Origin of the sequence: Clostridium tarantellae (genome assembly GCF_009295725.1) — a bacterium.
GTDB lineage: Bacteria > Bacillota > Clostridia > Clostridiales > Clostridiaceae > Sarcina > Sarcina tarantellae.
Genome location: NZ_WHJC01000014.1, coordinates 1 through 15902 on the forward strand (window position 1 = coordinate 1; position 15902 = coordinate 15902).

General features: G+C 26.8%; 12 protein-coding genes. 3 read left to right on the forward strand and 9 right to left on the reverse strand.

Annotated features, from left to right (window positions below; genetic code table 11):
• Window positions 1–160 precede the first annotated feature (160 nt).
• The 8 genes from rbsB to GBZ86_RS02410 all read right to left on the reverse strand — a co-directional run bounded on the left by rbsB (window position 161) and on the right by GBZ86_RS02410 (window position 8800).
• Window positions 161–1066 carry a ribose ABC transporter substrate-binding protein RbsB gene (gene rbsB / locus GBZ86_RS02380; RefSeq protein WP_152887389.1) on the reverse strand — a complete coding sequence of 302 codons (906 nt, stop codon included), beginning with the start codon at window positions 1064–1066 and terminating at the stop codon, window positions 161–163.
• Window positions 1067–1169: 103 nt separating this feature from the next.
• Window positions 1170–2141: an ABC transporter permease gene (locus tag GBZ86_RS02385; RefSeq protein WP_422678899.1), complete on the reverse strand. Its 972-nt coding sequence runs from the start codon at window positions 2139–2141 to the stop codon at window positions 1170–1172.
• Between the two features lie 22 nt (window positions 2142–2163).
• Window positions 2164–3660: a sugar ABC transporter ATP-binding protein gene (locus GBZ86_RS02390; RefSeq protein ID WP_152887391.1), complete on the reverse strand. Its 1497-nt coding sequence runs from the start codon at window positions 3658–3660 to the stop codon at window positions 2164–2166.
• A gap of 19 nt (window positions 3661–3679) precedes the next feature.
• Window positions 3680–4075: a D-ribose pyranase gene (gene rbsD / locus GBZ86_RS02395; RefSeq protein WP_152887394.1), complete on the reverse strand. Its 396-nt coding sequence runs from the start codon at window positions 4073–4075 to the stop codon at window positions 3680–3682.
• A gap of 4 nt (window positions 4076–4079) precedes the next feature.
• Window positions 4080–5009, reverse strand: coding sequence for a ribokinase (gene rbsK, locus GBZ86_RS02400; protein ID WP_152887395.1), 930 nt, complete (start codon window positions 5007–5009; stop codon window positions 4080–4082).
• Between the two features lie 696 nt (window positions 5010–5705).
• On the reverse strand, window positions 5706–6326 hold the full coding sequence (locus tag GBZ86_RS02405; protein ID WP_152887398.1) for a hypothetical protein: 621 nt from the start codon (window positions 6324–6326) through the stop codon (window positions 5706–5708).
• Window positions 6327–6601: 275 nt separating this feature from the next.
• Window positions 6602–6775 carry a hypothetical protein gene (locus GBZ86_RS16930; RefSeq protein ID WP_170272131.1) on the reverse strand — a complete coding sequence of 58 codons (174 nt, stop codon included), beginning with the start codon at window positions 6773–6775 and terminating at the stop codon, window positions 6602–6604.
• Between the two features lie 51 nt (window positions 6776–6826).
• Window positions 6827–8800, reverse strand: coding sequence for an asparagine synthase-related protein (locus GBZ86_RS02410; protein WP_170272132.1), 1974 nt, complete (start codon window positions 8798–8800; stop codon window positions 6827–6829).
• A gap of 293 nt (window positions 8801–9093) precedes the next feature.
• On the opposite strand from GBZ86_RS02410, the gene GBZ86_RS02415 reads away from it, so the two are divergent.
• The 3 genes from GBZ86_RS02415 to GBZ86_RS02425 all read left to right on the forward strand — a co-directional run bounded on the left by GBZ86_RS02415 (window position 9094) and on the right by GBZ86_RS02425 (window position 14860).
• On the forward strand, window positions 9094–10878 hold the full coding sequence (locus tag GBZ86_RS02415) for a DUF3794 domain-containing protein (RefSeq protein WP_152887402.1): 1785 nt from the start codon (window positions 9094–9096) through the stop codon (window positions 10876–10878).
• A 151-nt stretch (window positions 10879–11029) separates the two neighbouring features.
• Window positions 11030–12748 carry an ABC transporter ATP-binding protein gene (locus tag GBZ86_RS02420; RefSeq protein ID WP_152887404.1) on the forward strand — a complete coding sequence of 573 codons (1719 nt, stop codon included), beginning with the start codon at window positions 11030–11032 and terminating at the stop codon, window positions 12746–12748.
• A 135-nt stretch (window positions 12749–12883) separates the two neighbouring features.
• Complete coding sequence (locus tag GBZ86_RS02425; protein ID WP_152887406.1) at window positions 12884–14860, forward strand: tetratricopeptide repeat-containing diguanylate cyclase; 1977 nt, start codon at window positions 12884–12886, stop codon at window positions 14858–14860.
• A gap of 47 nt (window positions 14861–14907) precedes the next feature.
• Here the strand turns inward: GBZ86_RS02425 and GBZ86_RS02430 are convergent, their stop codons facing one another.
• Window positions 14908–15855: a phosphoenolpyruvate carboxykinase (ATP) gene (locus GBZ86_RS02430; RefSeq protein ID WP_152887408.1), complete on the reverse strand. Its 948-nt coding sequence runs from the start codon at window positions 15853–15855 to the stop codon at window positions 14908–14910.
• Between the last annotated feature and the right edge of the window lie 47 nt (window positions 15856–15902).

Sequence of the window (15902 nt, forward strand, 5' to 3'; positions counted from 1 at the left end):
TGCAAAATATTTTTTTTAAGCATAAGAATATTTTACCATAAATCCTAAACTCGTGGAGTTTGGGATTTATTTTTTTAAAGAAAAAAGGAGCTGTTCACTAATTATTTAGTGCGACAGCCCCTTTTTATACTAAATCAAATATTTTAAATATATATTATAATTAATTGCTAACAATTTTAAGGTCTGCTGCTATATCTTTATCTACCGTTGCTCCATTAGATATTTTTGATGCTAATTGAACACCTAAAGCTCCAATTAAATCTGGTTGTTGAGCTACTGTGGCTTTCATTTCACCCTTATCAATAGCCTGTAATGCATCTTCATTTCCATCAAATCCAATTACCATTGCATTTATTCCTGCTGCTTTTATGGCTTTTTCCGCTCCTAGTGCCATTTCATCATTGTGAGCAAATACAACTTGTATATCTGGATTAGCTTGGATTATGTTTTCCATAACTTGAAGTCCTTTTTGTCTATCAAAATCTGCTGCTTGTATTGATATAAACTTCGTCTTTGAATCTTTATCTAAAACATTATGGAACCCTGCACCTCTATCTCTTGTAGCTGAAGCCCCTGGTATACCTTGAATTTCAACTACGTTTATTTTTTCTTTTCCTTTAAGCTTATCTAAAACAAAGTCTGCCGCCATTTCTCCACCTTTTACATTATCTGAAGCTATATGACTAAGTACTTTTCCACCATTAGCTTGTCTATCTAACGTAATAACTGGCACATTATGCGCATTTGCCACCTCAATAGATTTAACCACTGCATCACTATCTGTTGGATTTATAAGTAATGCTACTACACCTAACTGTATTAAATCCTCTACATTTGCTCTTTCCTTTGCAGGATCATTTTGAGAATCTAAAACCACTAGTTCATAACCTAATTTCTTTGCCTCTGCTTCAGCACCTTCCTTCATATTTACAAAGAAAGGATTGTTTAAAGTAGATACTACCATACCTATTTTCTTTTCACTATCTTTTTTACCACATCCTATAAAGGAACTCATTATTAAAAGAGTTACTAAACCAACTGCTAAAAGTCTTCTTTTAAACTTCATGGCATTCCTATTGCCAGATAATCTATTGAATATACTCTTAAAATAATTTGTATATTCGCAAGGCTACTGCAACAGACACCTCCCTCCTAAAAATATGTATCTATTATTTTTTTCTACTTTTCTTGTCTAATAAAACAGCTATTAATATAACTAAACCCTTTACAATTGATTGATAGAAAGGTGATACGTTCATTAAGTTTAATCCATTGTTTAAAACTCCTATAATAAGAGCACCAATTAAAGTACCTGATATTCTACCTTCTCCACCAGCTAATGAAGTTCCTCCAATAACTACTGCTGCGATAGCATCTAATTCAAAACCAACACCAGCATTTGGTGAAGCTGAACCTATTCTACTTGTAATAATAACTCCTGCAATAGCTGAAGCAAAACCTGATATAACGTATACAAGAGTTTTAATCTTATCTGTATTTATACCTGATAATCTAGCTGAATCCTCATTTCCACCTAAAGCGTAAACATATCTACCAAGTCTTGTTTGTGATAATACATAAGCCGCTATAGCAAAAATTACTATAGTTATAATTACTGGAACTGGAATAAATCCTAGCTTACCATTACCTATTTTCATAAAAGCTTCTGGTAATCTTGATATTGGAGTACCATTAGTGAATACTAAAGTAACCCCTCTAAATATAGTCATAGTTGCTAAAGTTGCAATAAATGCTTGTAGTTTTCCTCTAGAAATTAAAAGACCATTTATTAAACCTACTACTATACCTGTTATAGCTGCTACTATAATAGCTAAAGTTATACTATTTGTTGATTTAATAATTGACGCTGCTAAAGCTCCACTAATTGCTAGTGTTGAACCAACTGATAAATCAATTCCACCTGTTAGAATAACAAAGGTCATACCAACTGCTATTATGGCATTAACAGATACCTGTGTGAAAACATTCGTTACATTTGCAAGAGTTAAAAAACTTGGAGTAACAAAAGTTATTATTACACACAGTAAAATTAATCCTATTAAAGATTTATATTTAGATAAATTTTCTTTAAGTGCTTCATGACTATTATTTGATTTTTTCATTTTAACTGCTTCATTCATGTTATAATTCCTCCGTTCTAAATTATGCTAAAGCTAGTTTCATAATACTTTCTTGTGAAGCTTTATCCCTAGACAATTCCCCTGATATTTTTCCTTCACTCATAACCATTATTCTATCACTTATACCTAGAACCTCTGGTAAATCTGAAGATATCATTATAATTGCCTTTCCTTGAGCTTTTAGTTCATTTAATAGCTCGTATATTTCTTTTTTAGCTCCTACGTCAATTCCTCTAGTTGGTTCATCTATTATTAGAACCTCTGGAGATAACATAAGCCACTTAGCTAAAATCACCTTTTGTTGGTTTCCTCCACTAAGATTTTTTATTAATTGTTTACTACTTGGAGTTTTAATTTTAATTTTATCTATGTAATAATCTATATCCTTCTTCTCTTTTTTCTTATCAATACCTTTCATAGTATTTTCATAAGTTTTAAGATTACAAAGGGACATATTTTCTCCTACAGATAGTCCTAATACACAACCTTCTTTTTTTCTATCCTCAGATAAGTAGCATATACCTTGATTAATAGCATCTTTTATACTCTTTATTTTCACTTCATTTCCATGAAGTTTTATTGTTCCTGATGTTTTTTTATATTCACCAAAAATTGTTTTAACAAGTTCCGTTCTACCAGAACCCATAAGTCCTGCCACTCCAAGTATTTCTCCTGCTTTTACATTAAAAGTAGCATTTTTAACACCTTGAGTACAGCTTAAATCAGAAACCTCTAATATGTTATGTCCTTTTTTAGTTTCTCTATAAGGAAATTGATCCTCTATGGTTCTACCAACCATCATTGCAATTAATTTATCATTATCAATATCCTTAATTAAAGCATTTCCAGCATACTTACCATCTCTTAAAACTTCAACTCTATCACATATAGTAAAAATTTCTTCCATTCTATGAGATATATAAATTATAGCAATACCCTTTTTCTTTAAATTTTCTATAACTTCAAATAACTTCTTAGTTTCAACATCTGTTAAAGCTGTAGTAGGCTCGTCCATTATTATTATTCTAGCGTTTTTAGTTAATGCTTTAGCTATTTCTAGCATCTGCTTTTCTCCTACATTTATGTTACCTACTAACTCATTTGGATCTAAATTACATCCTATCTGTTGCAAAAAACGTTTACTTCTTTCTGCTAAGTCTTTCTTTTTTATCCTACCTGTAAATTTATCATATTTTTCATTTCCTAAAAAAATATTCTCAGCTACTGTAAGATTATTAATAACACTTAGTTCTTGGTGTATAATAGTAACACCATACTCTTCAGCGGATTTTATTCCTTTAATATTTACTTCATTACCTTCAATAAATATTTTACCTTCATTTTTTTCATGAACTCCACTTAAAACCTTCATTAAAGTGGATTTACCTGCTCCATTTTCACCCATTAAGGCTGTAACCTCACCGCCATAAGCAGTCAGGTCAACCTTATCTAAAGCTTTTACACCAGGGAATATCTTAGATACTCCCTCCATTTTTAGCATTGGTATTCTTTGGCTCATTTTCTTCGCCTCCCTTTAACTAAAATACTACTCCAGATTTTAATATTATATTAGCATAAGGTGTTTGTTCTCCAGTTCTAACCACAGCCTTACAATCCTTTAAATTTTCTTTTAATTCTTCATGTGAAATAAAAGTTACTTTAACATTACCTACAGCCTCTTCTATTTCATTATATAATTCCAAACTTACTTGTTTAGTTTCATGAGCAATTAAAACTTCCTCTACTTGAAGCTCTAAAAGAGTAGCTTTTAAAGTTTCCATAAATGTTGGAATTCCTTTAATTAAAGCTAAATCTATTCTTTCAGTTTCATTTGGTATAGGTAATCCACAGTCTCCTATAGCAAGCATATCTGTATGACCCATCTTTGAAATCACTGTACCTAAATCACTGTTTAATAATTGTGTTTTTCTCATGATATTATTCCTCCCCGTAAACTTCAATTACTTCTTTTAAATATGGTATAGATGGTTGAGCACCTTTTCTTTGAACAGTTATTGATGAAACCTTATTACCAAATGTAACAGCTTTAACTAAATTCTCACCATTTAAATTTTTAATATCTAATTTAGAACTTAATCCACCAATAAAGCTATCCCCAGCAGCAGTTGTGTCAATTGCATTCACCTTAAATGCTGGAACTACTTGTCCAAACTCTTTTCCTATAACAGCTGCTCCTTTAGAACCTAAAGTTATAATTGCAAATTTAACACCTTTTTCCAAAAACTTCATACCAGCCTTTGTAGCACTTTGCAAATCTGTAACTTTAATTCCAGTTAAAATCTCTGCTTCAGTTTCATTAGGGATTATAATATCCGTAACCTTTAAAAGCTCATCCTTAATTTGCTTAGCTGGTGCAGGATTTAAAATAGTAATCTTACCAAGCTCTTTAGCCTTTTTAAATGCTTTTAATGTTAACTCCTCACAAGTTTCAAATTGTGAAATAACAATATCACTTTCACTAATAGCTTCAGTAGCTAATTCTATTTCTTCTTCCGTAATTGCCATATTAGATCCTGGAATAACTACTATAGAATTATTTCCATTTTCATTAACCATAATGAAAGCCATTCCTGTTGGTTCTTTATCATCTTCAAAAACAAATTTAACATCTATATTATCTTCAACTAATTTATTTCTTAAAACTCTTCCGTGGTCATCTTTTCCAGTTTTAGATATCATGTATACCTCTGCACCACATCTCTTAGCAGCAACAGCTTGATTTGCCCCTTTACCTCCACCTATTTTTTCAAAGCTTTTAGATAAAATAGTTTCTCCTACTTGTGGCACATTCATAACCTTTGAAACTAAGTCCATATTCATACTTCCTAATACACAAATTCTATTCAAAATTTTCATCTCCTCTGTCACTACAATAGTAAACCGTTTTACTAAATCGATTAACTATATAATAAAGGAATTGAAAACGTTCTGCAACACTTTTTTTAAAATTTTTAAAATATTTTTTATGTTATTAATTTAACAAAATTAAAAAAGTTACGGTTTTAAAAGATAATTTAGTAGATAAAATTTATTTAAAACAACTTAAAGTAAAAATATTTTTACCTATAAGTAAATTAGCCATGGAACCAAAAATCCAATTTGGTCCCATGGCTAATTCCATATTTTGTATTGTGTTGTCTAGTTGTTTAAAATATGATGTATATTTTATAGTATTATGTTTTACATTTTAAATGTAGTAAATTTAAAATACAATCGATAAGAATTATCAACTACCTATATAATACACTATTACCATAAAATTTTAAAGTAGTTTTCAGAATATTTTTTATATTGTTGAAAATTTTCTTTATTTTATATAAATCTATTAAATTTAATCTTTTAAAATTAATAAAACTTGCTATATTACTACTAAAAAACTATTTTTTTCAAAATAACTTGCTAAATATTAAAATCAGCTTTATGTTAAATATATTTTAGTATTTTAATATTCTTAAAAGCTACCAAAAGTATTTACATTAAAATATTTATAATAAAAAATATTACTCTTTTCATAAAACAAGCCTCCTTTTATTATATATAGCCCTACTTTGCCATTACTTTAAAAATTGCATTAGGCTTATCATTAAAAGGATTTTCATAAAATTCGATTTCTAAGTCATTACATACATTATTTAAAGCAAAAAACATTTCAGCTGTACACTTTTTGCCCTTACTAATAGATTGAGGATGTTTATCAATATCCATTGGATAAAATTCTAATACATTACCTTCTTTATCATAAACTTTAAAGTTGTGTTCATGTAAGTATAAGTTATTATTTATACCTATATTTTCATAAACATATTCAATCTTAACTACCTTATCAGCATATACATCTGAAAATTCATTTCTTTCCTCTGTTAACTGTGCATTTTTAATGGCTAAGGACATAACTTTTACACCTTTTTTATCTATTAAATATGCAGTATCATCTGATGAAAAAGGTTTATTTTCTCCTATACCTTCAAACTTTTTGCCAGCATGTTCAGTTTTAGTTTTTCCCCTTTGCAAAACTATTCTTTCCATCTCCAATAGTTGAGAATATCTTTCTTTAGTTATATCTATTCCTTTTTCTCCTTGCATAACTGCTATCCCCAGAGCAAAACATAATCCCCCAACAAAAATATTACTTTTTAAAATCTTCTTTAGTTTTTCTTTTGCCATCTTTTGTAACTCCTAAAAACAATTTAATTCCATAATATATAATCTACTCAAACAGGCTTAATGTCAACGAAATACGTTAGTGCATATTCGACACTTTCAAATATTATTTTAATATAAAATTTAATTAATTTTCTATTTTATTCTATTTATTAAAATTATTTCAATATGTTTTGTTTTAAATATTTTATATTTTTAATATTAGAAATTTTATATAAAAAAAAGCCCTAAGATTTTATCTTAGAACTTTATATTATTTTATATAGTTATACTTATTTTTAAGATGCTGGAACTAAATGATTTCCTTTACCACACTCTTCTGGGCCAAACGGTGGATGTTGTGGTGGTTGACCTGGCTGAACATGGTCACACATTGTTCCTTCTTTTCCTTTTTCAGTTAAACTAACTCCTAAAGTTGAAGCTTCAGGATTATTCCATTTTTTCTTGTTCATAAAAAATTCCCTCCCTATATAAACCTAAAATATTTATATAAATCATCTAAATTAAGATAAGTTATACACTTTTTCTTTATTTTCTTCACCTAAAAATTCATTATAAAATTCTAAAAAATTTAAGCAGATTAATAAATTCCTTAAATTTTCCCAATGATTTTCATTTGGAATTTGTCCTATATCCTTTAGAATTTCTTTTATTTTATCCATATAAAAAAATTCACCCATAGCTTTATTTTCTAAAAATTCATTTATATCTTCTTGTATTTCACTCCAACTAGGATGAAGTCTTTGAATCCAATCACTTGATTGCAATCCCCATTTTTCATTTAATCTTACTTTATCAGGTAAAACCCCTTCCATAGAACGGCGAATTAAACTTCTTTGTTCATTTCCTTTCACCATTTGTGTGGTTGGAAGAGAGTAGCAAAATTCAATTACTCTTTTATCCCTTGTAGGATCCCTACTTATTATTCCATAATACAAGGAAAATTTAGTTTCAATAGCTGCTGTATGGGTAAACCCCTCTGGTTTACTCATCTCTACACGCATTTCCTCTAAATTTCTAAATTTTTTTGGTTTTTCATTATATTCGTTAGTTATAAATCTATTATGTATTTTCCACTCCTTAGCAAAGTCCTTATTAACTAAAGACCCTTCTAAAATATCATTTTCAACCAAAAAATCACTTACAATTTTTCTAATTTTATAAGGACAAATAATTCTTCCTACCTCTTTGCTTAAATATTTAAAAGGTAATTTATTTCTCTCTCCATACTCTTTAGCCTCTTTTAAAAATTTTATTAATTTTCCTTCATCAAATAGGGTTTTCAAATGGGTATATATATGACCATAGGAAATACTAAAGTTACCAAAAGATCCTGATAATAATACACTACAATTATCTTTAGCTGATTCTTTGTATATCTCATCAACCCATTGACTATTTTCTATAAACTTATAAGGTTGTTCCATTATTTCTATAAAATTACCCATTTCTTTATAACAATTAGTACCCTCTGCTGAAATATAGTTAATATTTATATTTTTATATTTATCTACTATAGCTTGAACATACTCTCTTTCATCTGCTATAACTGTTCTTTTATTAAATACATTTTTAAAGGACTTAACAGGTACAGATGTATATGCTTTAAGTTCTTTATTAGCTTTACTTAAAATATCTGCTGCTACAGAAGCTACTGAACCTGAATCTAATCCTCCACTAACCATAATGCCAACAGAATTTTTAGTACGCAATCTACACCTTACAGCCTCTTGAAAAATATTATTAAAAGCATTTTCATATTCTTTATCGGTATTATATTTTATTTCCTCTAAATTTAAAGGACTCCAATACTGTTTAATAGCTAACTCACTTTTATTAACTATCATTATTGAAGCTGGTGGTAATTCATATATATCGTTATAGATAGTTTTTTCACAATCAATTTCATGAGCAATAGTTTCTAAAGAAAGAAAATCTGCAATCCATTGCTTGTTTAGAGTAGGACTACCATTTAAAGTTTCAAATAGGGGTTTCATTAAAGTTGAAAAGGAAATATTATCTTCACTATAGGAATAATAAAAACTTCTAGAACCTACATAATCTCTAGCACAAAAAAGCTCCTGCTTTTTTTCATTCCATATTGCAAAAGAAAAATCTCCTATTAGATATTTAGGACAGTTTTCGCCCCATTTTTTATAGGCCTTTAAAATTAATTCACTATCAGAAACATTTTCTCCTTTATCTATATTAAATTTTAAAAATAATTCTTCTCTATTATCAATAATTGCATCAGCAGTTATTATTAATCCCTTAATTTCATCATAAAAAGGCAATATCTCACTTAAAGACTCTTCAGTAATATGCAATAACCCACATCCCATAAATATATTATCTTTATAAAAATCTTTTATCTTATCTAGCTTATAAATATTAAGTCTATTTAACATAGCTTGTCCTATATTTTTTTCAATATAATTATTATGTAAATTTATAAATCCTACTATTGCTCCACTCATACCCATACTCCGCTTTTTTAATTGCCATATAATTTAATTATTCTCTTTAATTCATTAAATTACTTAATAAAACTACATAAGTTAATTATTATGTAATACACTTTAATATTACCAACTTTTATAATTTTAGTAAATATATTAAGCTTACTTTTCTTTTTACAAATTTCGCACAATTAATTAAATTTAAAAGGTTAAAATTTCATTGTAATTTATCCAATTATGAAAATGCACAATTCCAAAAAAAGGTTATATACTTAATAATATAATTAATAAAATACCTAAAGGAGATTTTAATGTATTGTAATTGCTCTAATAACAATAATTATGATGTCATAGGATTATGTAATATAAAAAACTTTAGTGATAAATATGGTCCTTTCACTGATAAAGCTTGGGTTCAACTTTCTATACCTTCAATTTTAACTGTAGAAGATATCAATCCTAACATAGAAGATATAAAAAAAGTTTATGTTAATTTACAAATAACTTCCTCAAAGATAATTCCTACTCCTATATCTCAAGGATCTAATGCTGAGGGATTAATTTTAACAGGAAAAAAACTACTAATTGATGGTTTTATATGCGAAAAAGTAGTTTACACAGCTTTAAATCCTTGTCAAACTGTTCATACAATTTCATTTAATATTCCCTTTTGTACTTATATAGTATTAGAAGCAAATGCTGATATTTTTAATGATAAATACTGCATACAAACCTGTTTAGAAGATGTATTCATATCTATTATGGATTGTAAAACCTTATTTCAAAATATAACTTTTTTTATTTACACCTTTAAATCTCCTATTATCCCATGTGTAAAATTACCATGCCCTGAGCCTGGTCCTAATCCTGAGCCACCAATTTTTAAACTACCAAACTCTATAATAATAAAAAATAAAGATTTATCTGAAACAGTATCTACCATAGAATTTAATAGGGCTACAAAGCAATTTTTTGTTACATTAAGTGCTCAACTACCTGACCCAAAGGGACCTATATCAGAAGAATTATACTTTGTATTAAGATTAAAAGACAGTACTAATACTAAAGTAAAGATTACAAATGTAATCTTTTTAGATACATTAACAAATATTTTTATAAATACTTTAGATGAATTAATGAACTTTCCTTTTGAATATGATGATATTTTAGAGCTAGAATATTTATTACCCTCAACCATTACAGTTACTGATTTTCCATCTGCTCCAACAAACCATACTCCTACGGAAAATAAAGAATATTATCGTATAAAATCTACAGGATTAGAAAAATTCACTCCTGCACCTATACCAACTTTAAATAAAATCATTTTTAAAGAACTTAATGATGAGCAAATTGTAACAATAGAACTACAAAATAATAAATTTAAAGTTACTAATACAGATACAGAATTTACTTCATCATCAGGAATTGTATTTGCATTTCTTTTAAGAGATAAAAATGGAATATTAAAAGAGTCTAAAAATATAAAATCTAATACTTATACTGGCAATTTTAAAAACTTATTAAATAATCAACCTTATGCTGATACAGATTTAATGGATTTAAGATACATTTCAAGCTCTGCTGTTTCTATTACAGATACTACTAATGCTTCATCTCATACTATTAATAAACATTATGCGGATTTTAAAATAGAAAGTAATAAACTAGTACCCTATGCTCCTTATTTTTTTAAAAATGCCATTGAATTTAGAAATGTAAATAATGAACTTATGGGAATTTTAAGAGTAAACTTTTCACCATTATCTCTTGATGGATTTTCAACTAATGTTATAGCTGATACTACTAATCCTAATGAAGAATTTTTTAATATAAAAATTCAAGACTCTGGTGGTGCTATTTTCAATATTCCTCAACTAGCACCTTCAATAAAATGTAGTGATTCTTTAGATGTACTTTATACTTCATTAGACGGATTACCTGTAAAATTAAATTGGAGAATAATACTAACATACAAAGATAATAATAGAATTAAAATTACCAATTTCCCAAATAGAGGAGATATTTCCTCACCACCTGATGGTACTACTACTTCTACCTACCGTATAACTCCTAGAGGATTAGTCTTAATGTAAAAAAATATACTATAAAAGTTATTATTCTATTGACTATAATATAGAATAATAACTTTTTTACTGTTAAATATTTACCATAAATAACTATGATGATAAAATAATATTTACCACAAATAAATATTTATGGAAATTTTTAAAGGGGTAAAATTTAATGAGAAAAACATTTTTACAAATAAAATGGGTATTAAGTCAAGGGAAACCTATTTTATTTTGGATAATACTACTTATTATACTTAAAAGTTTTTTCTCTACTTTAGGAGTAGCAAGTGCTTTAGTTTCTAAATACTTAATAGATGCAGCTACCTTAGGAGAGAGTTCTTTAGTTTTTAAATGGATTAGCATAATGGCAATAATCATAATTATAAATTTAAGTTCTGGAGTAATCCTTTCTATGATTTCTGCCTATAGTTCTACAAAACTAACAAATATAATGCAAAAAAATATTTTTACACATATTACATATAGTGAATGGCTAGAAAGTTCTAAGTATCATAGTGTGAATTTAATTAGTAGAATGTCTTCAGATGTAGCTACAATTAATGGAATACTAATTGGTACCTTACCCAAAATATTTTCTTTATGTACAACCTTACTTTCTTCATTTATAGCTTTATTTTATCTACAACCTAAACTAGCAATTTTAGCTATTGTAATATTTCCTTTATTTATTTTAATAAGCTTAGTTTTAAGTAAGTTAATAAAAAAGTTATACATTGAAATGCAAGAATTACAAATTAAATACAAAACATTTATACAAGAATCAATACAAAACATGCTTATAGTTAAAACTTTTTGCCATGAAGAAAATAATATAAATAAAATAGAAGATTTACAAAATCATAGAATGAATTTAACCTTAAAATCTACATTGTATGGCTCCTTTGCTAGCCTTTTTCTTAAAATAGGCTCTGCTTTTGGATACTTTACAGTATTTTTTTGGGGTGCTATGAATCTTTCTAAAGGCATTGGAACTTTTGGAACACTAACAGCTCTACTACAATTATTTAATAATATTCAAAAGCCACTAAAATCTTTAGTAAGTTGTTTTCCAAACTTAATAACTTCATTAGCTGCTGCTGAACGATTAATGGAAATAGAAGCTTTAGCTTTAGAAGAAAAGAAAATTTTATTAGAAAAAAAACAATGTGAATCACTACCTATTCCAAGAATAGAACTTAATAATATTAACTTCTCATATAAAAGTAATAAAACTATTTTAAAAAATATTAATTTAAATATTAAGCCTGGTGAAATAGTTGCTCTAGTTGGTCCCTCTGGTGAAGGAAAAACTACTTTAATAAAAATAATTTTAAAATTAATTAAGGCTAAAGAAGGGAGCTTATCCTTTACCATAAATAATAAACCTTTAGATGAAAAATTTAATCTTCGTAGCATTATATCTTATGTTCCACAGGGAAACACTTTATTTTCAGGAACTATTGAAGAAAATTTAAATTATGGAGATATAAATAATAAAAACTATGATATTATAAATTCTTTAAAAATGGCTTGTGCTCTAGATTTTGTAAATAGCTTCCCTAAAGGATTAAAAACACCTATTACTGAAAAAGGAGGAGGTATTTCAGAAGGACAAGCCCAGAGATTATGTTTAGCTAGAGCTTTTATTAGAAAAAGACCTATTTTAATATTAGATGAAGCAACTTCAGCTTTAGATGAAATAACAGAATTAAAAATATTAAATGAAATAAAAAATTTAACCCATAAGCCAACTTGCATAATAATAACCCATAGACCTTCAACATTAAAGATATGTAATAGAATTTTAGAATTAAAACAAGGGGTTTTAAACGATATTACTAAGAAAAAACTTAAAGAAATTCATAATGAAAAGTTAACCTATGGAGCGTAAATTTTTTTAAATCATCATATAAATTATTGTAAAATTTTTGACATCTAATTACTATATAATTTAAATAAGCATTAAATTTAATTCTATATATTAAAATAAATTTAATAATATGCGTGAAAAGGACCTTTTTAATTTATGAATAAAAAGTTTATAAAACCAACATGGTTATTTCCCATTGCTGTTTTTTTTGCCATAATAATTTCATGTTATATATACACTAAAAAAACTCCCACATATATAAATGAATTTGCAAATATTATAGAAAATAATCAACAATATAATATAACCGAGAAAGAACTAATATTATATAAAAAGAACATAGAAAAAGAACTTAAAAATATTAATTCAAATTTATCTTATAAAAAAGCTTATTGTGATTTAGGTTATATAGAATGCATTAATGGTAACTATGAAGAATCTAATGAATGCTTTTCTAAAGCATTAAATTATAATTCACTAAATGAAAGTAAACTTCAGTTAATGATTTATGGTGCTCTATCTAAAAACTATATGGTACTTAAAGATTATATTAATTCTGAAAAATACTTTAAAAAAGCTGAAAATTTAGCAATATGTAAAAAAGAATTTAATATATTAGCTAATATTTATAGATCTAGAGCTTCTTCATTACTTAACTGTAAAAATGGTTTAAATGAAGCTATAAATATAACTGAAAAAGCCATTGATTTACACCAAGATGATAAAAATAAAATTGAAAGCTACCTTTTATTATCTAAACTTTACATGTTAAGTAATATGTTCGAATTATCATTAGACTATAATATGAAAGCATTAAAATTTGCTACAGATAATAAATTTACAGAATTAAAAATTGAAAGCACTATAAGTCTCGGAACAAACTATTATGTACAAGAAAAATATAATAAAGCTATTTGTGCTTATACTGAAATATTAGAAAGTGATCGTCCCATAAACTTAAATAATAAACTTCTAGCTTTAGGATATATTATTGATTGTTATGACCAAATAAAGGATTATGATAATGCTAAAAAATATATTAATGTTTATCTTGAAAAAATCAAAGACTTACCAGTTATTAAAAAAAATAAAGAATTAAATTGGATATACTTATTAGCTTCTCAAGTAGAATTAAATGAAGAACATTTAGAAAAAGCTAAATATTATCTTGATGAATCCAAAAATTTATATAACGAAAACATAGGAATTATGTATTCAAATATGGATCTTTGGTTATCAAAAATTCAATTGGATATTGATTCATATGATAGTAAATTTGCTTATAAAGATATACTAAAAAAATATGAAGATTTATTAGAAAAAGTAAAAGCTAGAGGATTACAAACAGACTTAAAAAACTCTATTATAAACTCTATTATAAAGGTTAGTAAAAAATTTAACGATTATGAAACAGCACTTAAGTATACAGATGAAAAAATGATGAAAATAAAAGAACAAGCACAGGTAAATTTAAACACTAGCATAGATTATGTAGCTAATAAATTTAAAACTGAGGTTATGGAAAATGAAATAAAACATATGAAAATAAAATCTTTTATTTACTTGCTAATATCCTTAGTATTAATAACCCTTCTTATATTAATTTATAGCCAAAATAAAAAAATAACCTGCTTAAACAATGAATTAAAAAAACTAAGCTTAACAGATCCTTTAACAGGGGCTTATAATAAAAGATTTTTTTATAGTGAACTAAATAAATTAACAAATAAAAAAGCTCATATAACCTTCATTATGATAGATATAGATTACTTTAAAAATTATAATGATAACTATGGTCACATGTACGGTGATGAGGTTTTAAAACAATTAGTAAATTTATTAAAAAATGTGTTTTTTAATGATTTAGTTATAAGATACGGTGGTGAAGAATTTTGTATTATATCAGAAGACACTAAAGAAAATAACGTACAAAAATTAGAACTTTTAATGAAAGAACTACATGATTTAAACATAATACATAGCTACTCACCTGTAAATGATAGAATAACTATCAGTGTAGGAGTTGACAGTTGTACTTTAACTGAAATTAAAGATGTAAAAAAACTAATAAATTCTGCAGATAAAAAACTTTATATTTCTAAAAATACAGGAAGAAATAAGTTTACCCTATAATTAAAAGTTGCGTAAGTATTTAAGCTTACGCAACTTTTTTAATTATACTATGCACTATATTTTTCAGTTAAAACTTTTTTAATAAGCTCCATTTGCTCATTAACAGTTATTTTATTAGCTGGTCTTTTCAATCTATAAACAGGAATATTCTTCATTATGCTTAATAATTTTTTAAAATATACTGGATTAGTACCAGTTCTAGTCCTAACTCCCTTACGATAAGCATGATCACATAGTGTAAATACCTTATCTTCCCCTAATATCTCTTCTATTTCTGGTTCACTCACATCTCCCACAGTAATTTCAACTATAGCACCAAGCTTCGTATTTTTACTTACATAATGCTCATGTGCTGGCACAAGAAATCTAGTACTTTCAGAATTTATAGGTAGTAAAGTTTCTACATCATAACCAAAACTTTCAGCCATGTCTAAACATAGTCTTTGATGAGGATAACTTGGTATTGACATTATATTATCCTCCTCATTATCTACGCCAGTAACAGAAACTTCATCTGCCATAAATCCATAATCATTTAATCTAAAAGCTGTAGTTAAAGTGGATTTTCCTGCTCCACTATCCCCTGCTATTATTACAGATTTATTATCAATTACAACTGTTCCACCATGAAAAGCAATTATATTCTTTTGAATTAATAACATCCCCATAGCTGCACATAATAAAAATGCTTTTACCCTACCTTCTTTATTACTTTGAAGAGCCTCTACCACAATAGTATCTCCATTATAAATATGATAATTAGCTATATTTTTTACAGTAAACCACATACTATCTTCTAAAAATCTAAATTTATATCCCTCTTCTAAATCTTTTTTTATAGATAAATCCATTTCTCCTAAAACAATTTTACAATCTATTTTATCTATTTCATTTTCATCTAAAGTAACTAATTCAATAAATTCCATATCTGACTCAATATTTAATCCATACACTTTATAATAATATTTCTTATTGTTATTAATTCTTAAAGTCATCTACATCCTCTTCCCCTTTTTGTTATTAAAATAAAATCTATATAAAT

What these genes read in the sequence shown, in the direction of transcription:
- rbsB (WP_152887389.1), bottom strand. Translation starts at nt 1,066, where the DNA reads ATGAAGTTTAAAAGAAGACTTTTAGCAGTTGGTTTAGTAACTCTTTTA.
- GBZ86_RS02385 (WP_422678899.1), bottom strand. Translation starts at nt 2,141, where the DNA reads ATGAATGAAGCAGTTAAAATGAAAAAATCAAATAATAGTCATGAAGCA.
- GBZ86_RS02390 (WP_152887391.1), bottom strand. Translation starts at nt 3,660, where the DNA reads ATGAGCCAAAGAATACCAATGCTAAAAATGGAGGGAGTATCTAAGATA.
- rbsD (WP_152887394.1), bottom strand. Translation starts at nt 4,075, where the DNA reads ATGAGAAAAACACAATTATTAAACAGTGATTTAGGTACAGTGATTTCA.
- GBZ86_RS02405 (WP_152887398.1), bottom strand. Translation starts at nt 6,326, where the DNA reads ATGGCAAAAGAAAAACTAAAGAAGATTTTAAAAAGTAATATTTTTGTT.
- GBZ86_RS16930 (WP_170272131.1), bottom strand. Translation starts at nt 6,775, where the DNA reads ATGAACAAGAAAAAATGGAATAATCCTGAAGCTTCAACTTTAGGAGTT.
- GBZ86_RS02410 (WP_170272132.1), bottom strand. Translation starts at nt 8,800, where the DNA reads ATGAGTGGAGCAATAGTAGGATTTATAAATTTACATAATAATTATATT.
- GBZ86_RS02415 (WP_152887402.1), top strand. Translation starts at nt 9,094, where the DNA reads ATGTATTGTAATTGCTCTAATAACAATAATTATGATGTCATAGGATTA.
- GBZ86_RS02420 (WP_152887404.1), top strand. Translation starts at nt 11,030, where the DNA reads ATGAGAAAAACATTTTTACAAATAAAATGGGTATTAAGTCAAGGGAAA.
- GBZ86_RS02425 (WP_152887406.1), top strand. Translation starts at nt 12,884, where the DNA reads ATGAATAAAAAGTTTATAAAACCAACATGGTTATTTCCCATTGCTGTT.
- GBZ86_RS02430 (WP_152887408.1), bottom strand. Translation starts at nt 15,855, where the DNA reads ATGACTTTAAGAATTAATAACAATAAGAAATATTATTATAAAGTGTAT.